13 protein-coding genes and 1 other RNA gene are annotated in these 16,852 nt (G+C 33.2%); 2 read left to right on the top strand and 12 right to left on the bottom strand.

Annotated elements, in window-relative coordinates:
• Window positions 1–62 precede the first annotated feature (62 nt).
• From alaS to sal, 6 genes are all read right to left on the bottom strand, one after another.
• The gene (gene alaS, locus KA867_RS06530) at window positions 63–2,693 is read right to left on the bottom strand and encodes an alanine--tRNA ligase (RefSeq protein WP_210137441.1); all 2,631 of its coding nucleotides are present in this window, start codon (window positions 2,691–2,693) and stop codon (window positions 63–65) included.
• A 299-nt stretch (window positions 2,694–2,992) separates the two neighbouring features.
• Window positions 2,993–5,380 carry an SF1B family DNA helicase RecD2 gene (recD2, locus tag KA867_RS06535; RefSeq protein ID WP_210137442.1) on the bottom strand — a complete coding sequence of 796 codons (2,388 nt, stop codon included), beginning with the start codon at window positions 5,378–5,380 and terminating at the stop codon, window positions 2,993–2,995.
• A 4-nt stretch (window positions 5,381–5,384) separates the two neighbouring features.
• Entirely contained in the window at window positions 5,385–6,050 is a 666-nt protein-coding gene (locus tag KA867_RS06540) for a tetratricopeptide repeat protein (RefSeq protein WP_210137443.1), read from the bottom strand.
• Window positions 6,051–6,247: 197 nt separating this feature from the next.
• The gene (mnmA, locus tag KA867_RS06545) at window positions 6,248–7,360 is read right to left on the bottom strand and encodes a tRNA 2-thiouridine(34) synthase MnmA (RefSeq protein ID WP_210137444.1); all 1,113 of its coding nucleotides are present in this window, start codon (window positions 7,358–7,360) and stop codon (window positions 6,248–6,250) included.
• Window positions 7,361–8,503, bottom strand: coding sequence for a cysteine desulfurase family protein (locus KA867_RS06550; RefSeq protein WP_210137445.1), 1,143 nt, complete (start codon window positions 8,501–8,503; stop codon window positions 7,361–7,363). It lies immediately after the preceding gene.
• A 60-nt stretch (window positions 8,504–8,563) separates the two neighbouring features.
• Window positions 8,564–10,195, bottom strand: coding sequence for a Sal family ABC-F type ribosomal protection protein (gene sal / locus KA867_RS06555; protein ID WP_210137446.1), 1,632 nt, complete (start codon window positions 10,193–10,195; stop codon window positions 8,564–8,566).
• A gap of 287 nt (window positions 10,196–10,482) precedes the next feature.
• Between sal and KA867_RS06560 the strand changes: the two genes are divergently transcribed.
• Entirely contained in the window at window positions 10,483–11,484 is a 1,002-nt protein-coding gene (locus KA867_RS06560) for an LLM class flavin-dependent oxidoreductase (protein ID WP_210137447.1), read from the top strand.
• A 79-nt stretch (window positions 11,485–11,563) separates the two neighbouring features.
• On the opposite strand, the gene KA867_RS06565 is transcribed toward KA867_RS06560, so the two are convergent.
• From KA867_RS06565 to cymR, 3 genes are all read right to left on the bottom strand, one after another.
• The gene (locus KA867_RS06565) at window positions 11,564–11,725 is read right to left on the bottom strand and encodes a hypothetical protein (RefSeq protein ID WP_019469421.1); all 162 of its coding nucleotides are present in this window, start codon (window positions 11,723–11,725) and stop codon (window positions 11,564–11,566) included.
• Between the two features lie 35 nt (window positions 11,726–11,760).
• Window positions 11,761–11,943, bottom strand: coding sequence for a CsbD family protein (locus tag KA867_RS06570; protein WP_210137448.1), 183 nt, complete (start codon window positions 11,941–11,943; stop codon window positions 11,761–11,763).
• Window positions 11,944–12,073: 130 nt separating this feature from the next.
• On the bottom strand, window positions 12,074–12,493 hold the full coding sequence (gene cymR / locus KA867_RS06575) for a cysteine metabolism transcriptional regulator CymR (protein ID WP_019469423.1): 420 nt from the start codon (window positions 12,491–12,493) through the stop codon (window positions 12,074–12,076).
• A gap of 86 nt (window positions 12,494–12,579) precedes the next feature.
• Here cymR and KA867_RS06580 point away from each other — a divergent pair, with 86 nt between their 5' ends.
• Window positions 12,580–13,860, top strand: a complete 1,281-nt coding sequence (locus KA867_RS06580; protein ID WP_210137449.1) for a replication-associated recombination protein A — start codon at window positions 12,580–12,582, stop codon at window positions 13,858–13,860.
• Window positions 13,861–13,935: 75 nt separating this feature from the next.
• Here the strand turns inward: KA867_RS06580 and KA867_RS06585 are convergent, their stop codons facing one another.
• The 3 genes from KA867_RS06585 to aspS all read right to left on the bottom strand — a co-directional run bounded on the left by KA867_RS06585 (window position 13,936) and on the right by aspS (window position 16,849).
• Window positions 13,936–14,703, bottom strand: a complete 768-nt coding sequence (locus KA867_RS06585; protein WP_107505058.1) for a tRNA threonylcarbamoyladenosine dehydratase — start codon at window positions 14,701–14,703, stop codon at window positions 13,936–13,938.
• 127 nt (window positions 14,704–14,830) lie between these two features.
• A non-coding RNA gene (ssrS, locus tag KA867_RS06590) (6S RNA) lies at window positions 14,831–15,021 on the bottom strand.
• Window positions 15,022–15,082: 61 nt separating this feature from the next.
• Entirely contained in the window at window positions 15,083–16,849 is a 1,767-nt protein-coding gene (gene aspS, locus KA867_RS06595; RefSeq protein ID WP_210137450.1) for an aspartate--tRNA ligase, read from the bottom strand.
• Between the last annotated feature and the right edge of the window lie 3 nt (window positions 16,850–16,852).

Here is a 16,852-nt window from a genome sequence, read left to right on the forward strand (position 1 = left end):
AACACTCCTTCGTATCGACTAAAAAGTACTTATTGTTAATTCTACATTACAAAACGTAGAACTTATAGAGATTTAATGTAATCTTTAATGAAACGTAATGATTCTGTTATGTTTTCAGGTTGAGTGCCCCCACCTTGAGCCATGTCTGGGCGGCCGCCACCTTTACCACCTACAATTGGTGCCATGTTTTTAATAATGTCACCTGCTTTTACACTGTCTGTTAATTCTTTTGGTACTGTAGCTACTAAGGACACTTTGCCATCTATGTTACTGATTAAAATTATAATAGCATCTTGCAACTTAGATTTAAAGTCATCCATTGTCTCACGAATCGCTTTTGCATTTGCGACTTCAACTTCAGTTGCAAGTACTTTAAATCCATTAATTTCTTCTACCTGATTTGTAATATCACCCATTTGCAATGTGGTAATTTCTTTATTTCTTTGTTCAAGTTGCTTAGATAATTCTTTTTCATCCGCTTGCATTTGGATAACCTTGTCTAAAACTTGATCATCTGATTTAACTTTAACTTGTGCTTTTACCGCATTAAATTGTTCTTGTATTGTTTCTAAATATAAAAATGCCGATTTTCCAGTAAATGCTTCTATACGTCTCACACCAGCACCTGTACCTGATTCACTCACTATTTTAAACAAGCCTATTTCAGAAGTATTATTAACATGGATACCTCCACATAATTCAATGGAGAAAGGTGCCATATTGACAACTCGAACGACATCGCCATATTTTTCACCAAATAATGCCATCGCCCCTAATTTTTTAGCTTCAGCAATAGGCATTTCTTGTATATTCACATCTATACTATTCCAAATTTCCTCGTTTACTCTTCGCTCAACGTGATCTATTTCATCTTGAGTTAAAGGCCCGAAGTGCGTGAAATCAAATCTTAGTCTCTCCGCCTCAACGAGTGAACCTGCTTGATTAACATGATCTCCAAGTACTTCTTTTAATGCTGCATGTAATAAATGTGTGGCGCTGTGATTCTTTTTAATGTCTCTTCGTTCAACATGGTTTACACTAGCTAGCACTTCACCATTCTTTTTAACAGTTCCAAATTGAATTTCACCTTTGTGTAAATTTTGTCCATTTGGTGCTTTGGTTACTTCAGTAACTTTAATCTCGAACTGTTCATTACTTATTGTACCTTCATCTGCTACTTGTCCACCACTCACTGCATAAAATGGTGTTTCTTTTAAAATAAAGTAAATAATTTCTCCAGCTTCAGCTTCGTTTACGAAATCTCCATTATGAATGATATCGGTAATAAACGTTTTTTGATCCATGACATCATAACCTACAAATTGACTCTCTGTTGTTATTTTTTTCAATATGTCACTTTGTACTTGCATAGATTGAGAATTTTGACGGGCTTGTCTAGCTCTATCACGTTGTTTTTGCATTTCATCTTCAAAAGTATTCATATCAACAGAAAGGTTTTCTTGTGTTGCAATTTCTTCAGTAAGTTCAACTGGAAAACCATATGTGTCATATAATTTGAATGCATCTTCACCACTGATTTCATTTGTCGTTGATTTCGCTTTTGCAATTAAATTATTTAATATCGCTAAACCTTCTTCTAGTGTTTCGTGGAAACGTTCTTCTTCTGATTTAATCACGCGTTTGATGAAATCAGATTTTTCTTTAACGTTCGGATAATAAGGTTCCATTATATCTGCAACGATATCAACCAATTTATACATAAATGGTTCATTAATATCTAAAGATTGACTAAACCTTACAGCACGACGTAAAAGTCTACGCAACACATAACCTCGTCCTTCATTTGCTGGTAATGCGCCATCAGCGATTGCAAATGAAATTGTGCGTATATGATCAGAAATTACTTTAAATGCTACATCATAAGTATCTTTTTCAAGATACTTTTTGCCTGAAACTTTTTCTACTTCATTAATGATTGGCATAAACAAATCAGTTTCGTAATTTGTACGAACATTTTGCGCTATAGATGCCATTCTTTCAAGCCCCATACCAGTATCAATATTTTTATTTGGTAATGGTGTGTACGTATGATCTTTATTATGATTAAATTCACTAAAGACTAAATTCCAAACCTCTAAAAATCTTTCATTCTCACCGCCTGGATACATTTCTTCTGCAGGATCATCTTGTCCAAATTGATCACCGCGATCATAGAATATCTCAGTATTTGGGCCTGAAGGTCCTTCTCCGATATCCCAGAAATTTCCTTCTATACGAATAATTCTACTCTCTTCTAAACCTATGTCTTCATTCCATATTTTATAGGCTTCTCTGTCCTCAGGATGTATCGTTACATACAATCGTTTTGGATCCATAGCCATCCATTTTTCATTCGTTAAAAATGTCCAAGCAAATTCAATAGCCTCTTTTTTAAAATAATCACCAATTGAAAAATTACCTAACATTTCAAAAAAGGTATGATGTCTCGCTGTAAAGCCAACATTCTCAATGTCATTGGTTCTTATAGCTTTTTGAGAATTAACAATACGAGGCTTTTTAGGTGTTTCTCGGCCATCAAAATATTTTTTTAATGTCGCAACACCAGAGTTAATCCATAGTAAAGAATCATCATCTATAGGTACTAATGGTGCAGAAGGTTCAACCATATGTCCTTGTTCAACAAAGTAATCAATAAAATTCTGTCTAATTTCACTTGCTTTTAAGTTTTTCATACTTAAAATTCCTCCATCTCAACTCAAGTTATATCAGTTATTTGATAAAAAAGAAAATAAAAAACGTCCATCCTATCAAAAGGGACGAACGTTTCGCGGTACCACCCTAGTTATAAGCATTAATAATGATTACTAATTTCGCTTATCACTTTAAATAAGTATATTTATTATTTAACATAAAGTAGCTTTCAACTATGCTATCTGTACTTTTCACCAACCAGTACATCTCTTGTCGACTACCATAGTTTACTCATCTTTATGCACAATCAATTATATTGTATTTACTTTAACCTACGTTGTCAATGTTCAACAAAATCATATGGCGAAATATCTCCCATATTAATCATAGGATTAATTTTATATATATTTTCTTCTGTTAAAACAGTCGTTGAATCAAATGTATCATCAACCACATCTTCATCATTACCATCATCATTATTAAAATACGTTTTTAAGAACGTACAAAGCTGTGTCATTCTCACTTGACCATGTGTATTTAAACCGATCTCGAAAGCTTGTGGATCACCCAGAAATACCAATGATTGCTTAGCTCTTGTTAGTCCGGTATATAATATCGGTTTTTGCAGCATTCTAAAATATTGCTTAACCATAGGCATAATAACGATTGGAAATTCGGAACCTTGTGATTTGTGAATAGACGTACAATATGCATGTGTTAATTCCAATAAATCTTGCCTTACAAAAGTAATTTCATTTCCGTCAAAATCAACTACAATCACATCTTTATTTAAGGCATTTTCTTTTGCCCAAAATATACCTACAACCACTCCAATATCACCATTAAATATATTATCACTTGGTCGATTTACAAGTTGTAGTACTTTATCACCTTTTCTAAAGACAATATCACCGAATTCAACTTCACGCGTTTCTTTCTCTTTAGGGTTTAAAATTGTTTGCAATACAGCATTTAATTTTTTTATACCCGCTGAACCTTTATACATCGGAGCTAATACTTGTATATCACTCATATCATACCCTTTATTTACAGCGCTTGAAACCACCTTTTCAACTACTGAAGGTATTTGATCTGTTGAACAGTTGATAAAATTACGATCGTGAAATCTTTGTGTAATATCAATAGGTTCACCCAATTTCATTCTGTGTGCTAATTCTATGATACTAGATCCATCTTGTTGTCGGTAAACTTCAGTTAGATTCACTCTGGGAATTACTTTAGAATCAATGAGATCTTTAAAAACTTGACCTGGTCCTACAGAAGGCAATTGGTCTTCATCACCTACTAATATGACTTGAGCATCTATAGGAACAGCACTAAGGAATTGATGAAATAACCAAGTGTCGACCATTGACATTTCATCTATAATAATTAATTTCGCTGAAATCTCATTGTCTAGAATATCCTCTGGTTGTGTGTCTTGATTCCAACCTATTAACCGATGTATCGTCATAGCTTCCAAGCCTGTAGATTCAGCCAACCGTTTTGAAGCTCTTCCTGTCGGGGCTGCTAATACAACGGGATAGTCATCATTTTGATAATCATCATAATCTAAAGATAAACCATGTATTTCTGCATATAATTCAACAATATCTTTAATCACAGTCGTCTTTCCTGTTCCTGGACCGCCAGTTAACAACATAATTTTAGTATTGATTGCAGTTTGTAACGCATCTCTTTGAGAATTTGCATATGTAACCTGATTACGTTGTTCTATTTCACCAATTTCTAATTGTAATTCAGATTGTTCTATTTCTTTTAATTTATTCGTATATGTGTAATTACGATATAAGTTTTGAACACTTTTAAGCTCCGAATAATATAAACTAGGAATTGCTATTTCACTTTCTTGTTTTACTAATTTGGTATCTTCAACAAGGACTTGAATCATATTTTCTAACTGTTGATGTTCAATCACTTCGTTAGGTGATTGAGACAACATTGCTTGTGTCATTTCTAATACAGTTTGTGTCGGCAAATATGTGTGTCCTTGCTTAATGCATTCTTCTTCTAATACATATAATAAGCCAGCTTTCAAACGCTCATCATCGTTATATTGAATACCCACATTCCGTGCTAAAGTATCTGCTTTGTTAAATCCGATACCTTTCACGTCGTATACCAATTGATAGGGTTTGTTTTCTACAATATTGAGTGTATCGCCTAAATAAACTTGATAGATTGCCATTGCCAGTTTAGGCCCAAACCCTAAATCATGTAATCGAATAATGATTTGCTCTGTTTCTTGATTACTCGCAATTTGTTCAGCGATTTGTTTTTGCTTTTTCTTTGGCAAACTAGGTACCTTTTCTAAAATAGATGAGTCATTTAAAATATCTGAAATTGCATTTTCTCCAAGTGTGTTTACAATATTTTGGGCTGTTTTTTTACCTATGCCTTTAAATAAATCACTAGATAAATAGCTAATTATAGCTTCTTTTGTTTGAGGCAACTCTTTTTCAAACGTTTCAGCTTTTAACTGTTTACCATATTTAGGATGTGAAACGACTTGTCCTTTAAAAGTATAAACATCGCCTTCAGCAATTTCTGGAAAAAACCCTACAACTGTAGGCATAGAATCAAATTCTTCATTAGATTCTATCGTATCTACTTTTAAAACAGTATAAAAATTGTCTTTGTTTTGAAACAAGATAGCATCTACAGTACCTTTAATCATTGAATTATTAAATAATGTAGGGTTATCCATTTAATTACTCCTCCTCTGCGATTGATTTAAACGTTTTGATGGCATGTTGACTCATCAAATGTTCTGGGTTGATAGAAACTGCACGTTCAAAATATCCGATGGCACTTACAGTATCTTCAGTTAACATATAGGTTGCTAAACCTAAGTTATATAAAGCATCCGTATGGGCTTCATCTAATGTGAGTACATACTTTAATTGTGAAATGGCTTGTTCATACATTTCTAAGTGGCACAATACTAATCCATATTGAAATTGTACTTCTACATCATTGCGATTATCTTTTTCAGCGGCAGTCATTAAAAAAGGAAGTGCTTCTGTAAAAGCTTCTAACTGGTTAAAAGACATACCAATCATGTAATTTGTATCTATTTCGTCTACTTTATATTGCAAAGCTTGTTGATATAATTTAACCGCTTCTTTATAACGCCCTTCATTGTAATAGACATTAGCTAAATTGTAATAAACAGCACCATTTTCCGGATCAATGGTTAGTGCTTTTTGGAAAAATTTTTCTGCTTTATCTATTTCACCCGCTTCAGCTATTAAAATACCTGCATTGATATAGTTTTCAACTTCATTCGGATTCGCTTCTATATTTTCAAATAGTGCCGCTAATGCTTGCTCAAAATTACCTTGTTTTATCAACGTATAAATTTGTTCTTGATTCATGCTATCCCTCTCTCTCAACATCTTATTATAACATTTAAGAATAAAAAAACAGTAAAAAGGAGTAAGTGACAAATCAAAAATTTAAATTTGATATTGTACGCTTACTCCTCAAAACATGTTCATCTATAAAACTTTATATTCAATTAACCATAAATCATTGTTATTTTACTATTTACCAAGACAATTAATTTATTTGTTTAAACAACATAACTTAATTGACCTGATGTTTTGTATACATCATCTATAGTAGCGCCACCTAGACATACATCACCATCATATAAAACAACTGATTGACCTGGAGTAATTGCGCGAACAGGTTCATCAAATGTTACGCGAATCGCATCATCATTTTCTCTTTGAACAAAAACTTTTGTATCTTTTTGACGATATCTAAATTTTGCTGTACATTCAAAGCCATTTTCTAAATCAACAGGATTAACAAATGAAATATCTGAAGCAATCAAATAATCACTATAAAGGGCTTCATGATGAAAACCTTGTTCTACATATAAGACATTTTCATTTAAGTTTTTGCCAACAACAAACCAAGGATCACCATCTCCACCGATGCCTAGACCATGACGTTGTCCTATAGTATAGTACATTAATCCTGCGTGTGTGCCTATCTTTTTACCAGCTAATGTTTGCATTTCACCGGACTGTGCTGGTAAATATTGAGATAAAAATGTTTTGAAATTACGTTCACCAATAAAACAAATACCAGTAGAATCTTTTTTCTTAGCCGTTGCTAAATCTTGTGCTTCAGCAATTCTACGAACTTCTTTTTTATCAATATCACCTATCGGGAACATTACTTTTGATAATTGAGATTGTGATAATTGATTTAGGAAATATGTTTGATCCTTATTATTATCAACACCGCGCAACATTTCAACATGTCCATCTTCATGGCGACGTATACGTGCATAATGACCTGTAGCTACATAATCTGCACCTAACTTAAGCGCATGTTCTAAAAATGCTTTAAATTTAATTTCCTTATTACACATCACATCGGGATTTGGTGTACGTCCTTTTTTATATTCATCTAAGAAATAAGTAAACACTTTATCCCAATATTCTTTTTCAAAATTAACCGCATAATATGGTATACCAATTTGATTACATACAGCTATGACATCGTTATAATCTTCCGTAGCTGTACACACACCGTTTTCATCCGTGTCATCCCAATTTTTCATGAAAATACCAATGACATCATAACCTTGTTCTTTTAATAAATGTGCTGTAACTGAACTATCTACGCCACCTGACATGCCAACAACAACACGTGTATCTTTATTTGACAACTAAACTTCCTCCTTGAATTTATGATAAATTTTGTGAATTTCAGTAACTAAATATTTTATTTCTTGTTCGGTCGTTTGTTCATTAAAGCTAAAACGTACAGAATGATTTGCTCTTGTATCATCACCATACATTGCCAATAAAACATGTGAAGGCGATGTAGAACCTGCAGTACATGCTGAACCAGAAGCTACATATATATTAGCTAAATCTAACAATGTTAACATGGTTTCTACATCAATAAATGGAAAATACAAATTAACGATGTGACCTGTAGTATCTGTCATTGAGCCGTTTAATTCAAAAGGAACCGATCGTTCTTGTAATGAAACAAGAAATTGATTTTTCAAATTCATCAAATGAACATTGTTTTCATCTCTATACTGATTCGCTAGTTTTAAAGCTTCAGACAACCCCACAATTTGGGGAACATTTTCTGTACCTGCTCTTCTTTTCACTTCTTGTTCTCCACCTAATTGTGGAAACTTAATGGTTGTACCTGTTTTTATTAGTAAAACTCCGATACCCTTTGGTCCGCCAAATTTATGTGCTGTAATACTCATTGCATCGATGTCAAATTCATGAAAATCGATGTCTAAGTGGCCAATTGCTTGTACCGCATCTACATGAAATACGGCATTTGAATGACTTACAATTTCATCAATATCATACATTGGTTGTACTGTACCAATTTCATTATTAACAAACATGATTGAAACGAGTATCGTCTCATCAGTTAATGCACTTTTTAATTGTTCTAACGATATCAAGCCTTCCACATCTACATCAAGGTATGTTACATCAAAACCTTCTCTTTCTAATTGTTCAAAAACATGGAGTACTGAATGATGTTCTATTTTAGTTGTAATAATATGCTTGCCTTTATCTTGATTTGCATACGCAATACCTTTAATCGCTGTGTTATTAGATTCTGTTGCTCCACTTGTAAAGATTACTTCACTCGGCTTAGCATTGAGTTGCTTTGCTACGAAACGACGAGACTCATCTAAATATTTACGTGCATCTCTACCTATACTATGTATAGAGGACGGATTACCGTAATGCGTTGTATAGACTTCCATCATTTTATCTATTACTTGCTGTTTAACTGGCGTTGTAGCAGCGTAATCTGCATATACTTCCATGTTTGACACTCCTTACAAATTTATCAATGTTCCAATGATAGCACCATCTATTTAATTTTTCTAGTTGTCTGTTTCAAAATGTCCATTTTCATCTATCATTTCATATTCATCTAACAATGCTAATGTTTCGTCTACATTTGATTTTGTCGTATTATTTAACGTTAAGTTGCATAATTTATTATCTTTGATTTCCCAGTGTGTTGCTTTAAATCTAGATTGAAAATACGCATCATGTGTCACAACTAATACTTGACCATTAAAACTTTTTATCATATTTAAAATTAAGTCCTGTGTTGAAATATCAAAGTAATTAGTTGGCTCATCTAAAATTAATAAATTGGCACCAGAGAAATATAGTAATACAAATTGAAATCTACTTTTCTCGCCCATAGATAATTGTCCAATTGGCGCATTAATTTTTTCTGCATTAAAACCAAATGAAGCTAAAATAGTTTGTGCTTCGCTTCGTAATATTTTATTTGTAGTTAATAGCATCGACAGTGGAGATGCTGCTTCATTTAAATTTTTGTTTGTCTGATCAAAATATCCAATTTTTAATGAAGGGGTGATTTTTATACTTCCATGATTTGGAAATATCTTTTGTCTGATCATTGCAATTAAAAGTGATTTACCACTCCCATTTCGTCCTGTAATTAAAATATTTTCTTTTTGTTTCATTTCAAAATGAGCATGTTCAAATATATGACGTTCATTTATAGCAACATTGAAGTCTTCAAAATGAATTAAAAAGCGTTTACGCAAACGATCTTGATGATTAAAATGATATTGTTTTTGTTCGTTATCTGGCTGATTTATCGTCTTCTCATTTAATTTTTGAGTCATTTGCTTTTCTTTCGTCTTTGCTCTTTGAGCTAACTTACTGAGTTTCTTTTGCTCAAGAGGGCTGCGGACACTTGCTTTTTGTTGTGCTGAATGATGCCATGTTTGTATTCGTTGTATCGTGCGATTAAGTTCTGCTATTTCTTTTTGTTGCTTTTCGTACATATTTTGTTGTGTTTGTAACGTTAAATCTTTAATTGCACGGTACTTGGAATAATTACCATTATATTTAGTCGTTTTTTCAGACGTTACTTCAATGACATGCGTCGCAGTCTGATCGATAAAATCACGCTGGTGTGATACAAAGACAATTGTATATTTTGATTTTTGTATTTTTTTAATCAGTTGTTCTAACATTTCTAAATCTAAATGATTTGTAGGTTCATCAAGTAAAATCAATGGTTTGTTTGACATAAATGCTTTTAATAACGCTAGCCTCGTTTGTTGGCCGCCACTTAAATATTGAATTTGCTTTTCCAAATCTCTTTCAGTTAAATTCAATTGGTTTCCTTGAGTAATAATATTCTGTTCAAATTCATAGCCATTTAAAGCAATATAATCAGCAATATACTTATAATTACTTTTAAGCTTCTGTTTTAGCTTCAGCAACTCAGGATTTATAGCCATTACATAGTCTAATCCTGTTAAGTATTCATAAACAGACATATTTTGATGCATTAAATAAGCTTCATCTTGATATTTCATCTTTATTGCTTCTAACAATGTTGTTTTCCCTACGCCATTGTTACCAATCATTGCAACATGTTCGCCTTTATCAATTTGAATTTCTACAGAGTTAATTAAATTTTTACCAAATTGTTCAAATGGTTTTTGAACATAATAAAAAGACATACCAATTCCCTCTTTCTTAAGAGATATGACATGCCTTAACAATCCGAACATTATTTATGTTAGGTATATTACTGATGATTTTTTATTAAGACATAATCGTATCCCATGCATTACTTTTTTGATTAAATAAACTATTTTGATTGTTCTTATGAGATTTATCCATTGTCTTAATAAGGCCACCTAACTTTTTAATTTCATACAGTATAACAGTGAGCAATTTCTTACGCAAGTTTTATTTAGACTGTTATACTGCAATATATTAATATATTTAAGGAGGATATCGTGTAATGAACGATTTAAAATTATCTGCGCTTAATCTCGTTCCTATTAGAGAAGGTCAAACCGATCAAGATGCAATAAGCGATATGGTTAAATTAGCACAAAATTTAGAAGAACTGGATTATGAGAGATATTGGATTGCAGAACATCATAACGCACCTAACCTTGTCAGTTCGGCCACTGCGTTATTAATACAACATACATTAGAACATACTGCTAAAATAAAAGTAGGTTCTGGTGGTATCATGTTACCTAACCACGCTCCACTCATTGTTGCAGAACAATTTGGGACAATGGAAACTGTATTTCCCAATCGCGTTGATTTAGGTTTAGGTCGTGCGCCAGGTACTGATATGATGACAGCGAGTGCCTTACGTAGAGATCAGCACAATGGCGTTTATGAATTTCCTGAAGAAGTAGAACAACTTGCGACATATTTCGGACCGGGTAATCAACAAACTTATGTCCGTGCATATCCTGCAGTTGGTAAAAACGTTCCTCTTTATATATTGGGTTCTTCAACTGATTCAGCACACTTAGCTGCACGCAAAGGATTACCCTATGTCTTTGCAGGGCACTTTGCACCACAACAAATGAAAGAAGCAATTGAAATTTATAAAGAACTATTTGAACCTTCAGATGTATTGAGCAAACCATATGTGATTGTTTGTTTAAATGCAATCGTTGCTGATACAGATGCTCAAGCAGAATATCTGGCAACGACACAGGCTCAGGTTATGGTAAGTATTACTCGAGGAAGAATGCAACCTGTACAACCACCTACTGACGATTTAAAAGGACTACTCACGCCTACTGAGTATGAAATAGCAAAACAGCGGATGCAAAGTTCACTTATTGGCTCCGAAGAAACCGTCAAACAAAAATTACAATCATTTATAGATGAATACGGTGAAATAGATGAACTGATGGCTATTAGCTACATTTATGATCAAGAAGCACAACTTGAATCATATCGTAAACTTAAAAACATGATTACAACATTAACTTAAATATTAAAAAGCCTAGTTTCTATGTTAGAAACTAGGCTTTTTATATTTAAGCGAAAAAGCTTAAACTTTTAAGACGATTTTATTTTTTATCATCTTTTTTATCGTCTTTTTTATCGTCACTGCCACCAGTGAAATTATCGATTTGTTCAGATGCTTGTTTTGCTTTTTCGTTATCAGTATCTTTTAATTTGTCAGAAACGTTTTTTGCAGTTTCTTTTGCTTTATTTAAGAAATCAGCCATAATAAAACCACCTTTTTAGTATTAGTTAACGATTATTATTTTTTAAATTTATCGATAACTTCATTTGCTTTATCTTTTGCATTTTCTACTACTTCTTTGGCTTTACCAGAAGTTTTATCTTCTTTGCCTTCTTTTTCTAATTCTTTATTGTCGGCTACGTTACCAACTGTTTCTTTAACGTTACCTTTTGCTTGTTCAAATTTATTTTCATCTGCCATAAATAATACCTCCTTAGCAATATATTAATTAAATACCACATTACTCAAGTCATAAACATCTAAAACAAATTTTTTACATATTTTCAGTTAAAGTCAAAGAACTGTTTTAATTTACAACCTTATTCACATCTTAAATATAGAACATATATCCATCTAAATTATTAGTTTCATTATAATCTGCTAAGTATTTCAATGTTGTATTATCTAATACTTCTCTTACTGCGTCTCTCATTCTAATCCAAAGCTGTTTCTGTGCAGGAGGTTCAGAATCAATACTTTCTACGAATGTAATTGGTCCCTCTAACAAACGAATAATGTCACCAGCCGTAATTTCTTCAGCTGAGACTCTCAATTGATAACCACCTTTTGCACCACGAACACTTCGAATTAAACCAGCATTTCTTAATGGACCTACTAGTTGTTCTAGATAAAGATCACTTAAATTATTTTCTTCAGCTATAGATTTTAACGAAACACATCCTTGCCCTTGCTTTTTGGCTAAAGATATCATTAGTGTTAAGCCATATCTACCTTTTGTTGATATTTTCATTATATAACCTCACTTAATTCGAATACTATATATTAACATTCTATCATTTTTTACGTTAAGATAATATTAGAAAGGTGTGAAAGATTGTGACGAACGAACCACTCGCTTCAAGAATGCGACCAAATAATATTGATGAGATCATTTCACAGGATCATTTAGTTGGTGACAAAGGTATTATACGCAGAATGGTCAATACCAAACGATTATCGTCCATGATTTTTTATGGTCCTCCTGGAATTGGTAAAACGAGTATTGCTAAAGCTATTTCAGGCAGTACTCAGTTTAAATTCCGCCAACTAAATGCTGTAACTAATACTAAAAAAGATATGCAACTCATTGTCGAAGAAGCAAAAATGTCTGGACAAGTCATTCTATTACTAGATGAGATTCATCGTTTAGATAAAGCGAAGCAAGATTTTTTATTGCCTCATCTTGAAAATGGAAAAATTGTATTAATTGGTGCCACAACTTCAAACCCATATCATGCGATTAATCCTGCAATTCGGTCAAGAGCACAAATCTTTGAGTTATATCCATTAGATGAAAACGACATAAAAGTTTCTTTAGAGAGAGCTCTAACCGATGAAACACGAGGTCTAGCTTCATACAATCCAGTTATTGATGAAGAAGCGATGAATTATTTCACAACGCAAAGCCAAGGAGATGTCAGAAGTGCGCTGAATGCTTTAGAATTAGCCGTACTCAGTTCTGAAGTGATTGATAACCAAAGACATATTACATTGGAAGATGCTAAAGATTGCTTACAAAAAGGTGCTTTTGTCAGTGATAAGGATGGTGACATGCACTATGACGTGATGAGTGCATTTCAGAAATCAATTCGAGGAAGTGATGTTAATGCAGCATTGCATTATTTAGCACGATTGATAGAAGCTGGAGACTTACCTACTATTGTCAGAAGATTATTAGTTATTAGTTATGAAGACATAGGTTTAGCTTCACCAGGTGCTGGTCAACGTACTTTAGCAGCGATTGAATCTGCTGAAAGACTCGGTTTTCCAGAAGCAAGAATTCCTTTGAGCCAAGCGGTAATTGAATTATGTCTGTCACCTAAATCTAATTCTGGAATCACTGCAATCGATGCAGCACTGTCAGATATTCGAAAAGGTCATGTAGGACAAATTCCCGATCATTTAAAAGATGGGCATTACTCAGGCGCCAAAGAATTGGGTAGAGCAATAGGCTATAAATATCCTCATAATTATGACAATGGTTTTATACCACAACAATATTTGCCAGACAAATTAAAAAACAAAATTTACTATACGCCAAAAACAACATCAAAAACTGAACAACAGCTTAAATCTATTTTTGACAACATCAATAAGGCGCAGCAAAATAAAAATTAATTTACAACCATATCAAATAACCGCGTTGACACATTACAAAAGACTGTTTGTGTGAAACGCGGTTGTTTAATTCCTTTATTTATCTTTGATTCTTGTTACCGGTATATCTTTTAAAATATCATTCACTACATAGCTTGCACATATGAGTCCTACAACACTGGGTACAAAGGCATTTGAGGATGGTGGCATTTGGCCTTTTCTAGTTGGCGCATTTGCATCGCCAACTGTTTCTTTGACATCTTCTCTTATGACGATTGGACTTTCATCCGAGAATACTACAGGAATTCCTTTGTATATACCTAACTTTTTCAATTTACGACGTATCAATTTAGCCATTGGATCCATATAAGTTTTAGAAATATCTGCAATTTGGAAACGTGTAGGATCTGTTTTATTTGCGGCACCCATACTTGAAATAACAGAAATACCTCTTTCAAGACATTCTTTCATAAGATGAACTTTGTAAATAAGTGTATCGCTCGCATCTAAAAAATAATCTATATCATAGTTATTAAACAAGGCTTCATATGTTTCTTCTGTATAAAACATATGAAGTGATGTGACTTTACACTCAGGATTGATTAATTTAATACGCTCTTCCATTAATGTTACTTTACTTTGACCAATTGTAGATGTTAGTGCATGTAGCTGACGATTAACGTTCGTTATATCAACATCATCTTTATCTATTAATATTATATGGCCTATATTAGTACGAGCTAATGCTTCAGCTGCAAATGAGCCAACGCCTCCTACTCCTAAAACAACAACGGTTTTTTGTTTTAATAAATCTAAACCTTCTTGGCCGTATGCCAATTCATTTCTCGAAAATTGATGTTTCATTTTTAAACTCCTTATTTAGCGAATACTATTATCATAACATTTTTGATTGCTGATTATTTGTAAAATATTATTTTCTGTTAATTTATAACGATATAAAAAATACGCAAGACCGAAGTCTTGCGTACCGATAGAGTCCGTGCGTGCCGTAGTTATAAAATGCTTGATCATTCGGCCTGCTATTAACAGGTGGGTGCCCTGTTTCTTGTTTTGCAAGTCCTCCTTGAGAGGCGTGTGCGCTGCAAGAAAACCTATTGGGCTCCCGGATCAAAGAGTGTTAGGCCCAAATATGAAGCAAACTTACGAACACGACAGATGACTACCTTATGCAAGTATAATAACATATTATTGGAATTTAGCAAGAATAATGACTTGGTAAAAATTAATGTCTAATTCTTAATGATAGTTCTTCTAATTGATTTTCTGATACTTCGCTAGGCGCATTTGTTAATAAACAAGTTGCAGATGCAGTTTTAGGGAATGCAATCGTGTCACGTAAATTTGTACGACCAGTTAATAACATCACTAAGCGGTCTAGACCTAAAGCAATTCCACCATGTGGCGGTGCACCATATTTAAATGCATCTAATAAGAAACCAAACTGTTCCCGAGCTTGCTCTTCTGTAAATCCTAATACTTCAAACATTTTTGATTGTAAATCTTCGTTATGAATTCTAATAGAACCGCCACCGAGTTCATAACCATTTAACACAATATCGTATGCATTAGCTTGAGCATTTTCAGGCTCAGAATCTAATTTTTTAATATCTTCTTGTTTTGGTGCTGTGAATGGATGATGGGCAGCAGTATAACGTTTTAACTCTTCATCATATTCAAGCAATGGCCAGTCCGTTACCCATAAGAAGTTTAATTTACTTTCATCAATTAAATCTAATTCTTTAGCCAATTTTAATCTTAGTGCACCTAAACTTTGAGCAACAACATTAGGTTTATCAGCTACAAATAAGACTAAGTCACCAGCTTTTGCACCAGTCAGCGATTTTAATTTTTCAACATGGTCTGCTTCAAAGAATTTAGCTATAGGGCCATTTAAACCTTCTTCAACTACTTTTACCCACGCCAAACCTTTCGCACCGTATATATTAACAAATTCAGTTAAAGCATCAATATCTTTTCTAGTGTAATTATCAGATGCACCTTCAGCTACAATTGCTTTCACTTGTCCATCATTATTTACTGTATCTTTGAAGACTTTAAAATCCATGATTTCGCCAAGTTCTGAAACGTTAATTAATTCCATACCAAAACGTGTATCTGGTTTATCAGAACCAAAACGTGCCATTGCTTCATTATAAGTCATTCTTGGGAATGGACGTGGTACTTCCACTTCTTTCACATCTTTTACAACTTTTTGTAACATTTCTTCGCCCATATCCATGACATCTTCTTGATCAACAAAACTCATTTCGATATCAACTTGCGTAAATTCTGGTTGTCGGTCTGCACGTAAATCTTCATCACGGAAACATTTAACAATTTGATAATATTTATCAAAGCCACTAATCATTAACAATTGTTTAAATATTTGTGGTGATTGTGGCAATGCGTAAAATTCACCTTCATGAACACGAGATGGTACTAAATAATCGCGCGCACCTTCTGGAGTTGATTTAGTTAGCACAGGTGTTTCTATGTCATAAAAACCTTCACCATCTAAATATTGTCTAATTGAACGTGTTGTTTGATGTCTCATCTTAAAAGTTTGTGCTAATTCTTGACGTCTTAAATCTAAATATCTATATTTTAGTCTTATGTTTTCATCCACATTTTGATTATCTTCATTTAATGCAAATGGTGGTGTTTCGGCTTTATTAATAATTTCAATCTCTGAAACTTGTACTTCAACTTGACCTGTAGCAATTTTTGGATTTACTGTTTGAGGGTCGCGTTTTTTTACAATACCTTTTACTTCAACAATGTACTCAGATCTAATTGTTTCAGCTATTCGCAAAGCTTCTTCTGAAAAATCTGGATTAAATACAATTTGCACATAACCTTCACGGTCACGTAAATCTACAAAGATAAGTCCACCTAAATCTCTACGATTATGCACCCAACCTTTTAATATAACTTCTTGTTCTAATAATGATTCAGTCACTAAACCACAATATGTTGTACGTTTACTCATGAT

It is taken from the genome of Staphylococcus sp. GDH8C109P (assembly GCF_017893405.1).
GTDB lineage: Bacteria > Bacillota > Bacilli > Staphylococcales > Staphylococcaceae > Staphylococcus > Staphylococcus cohnii.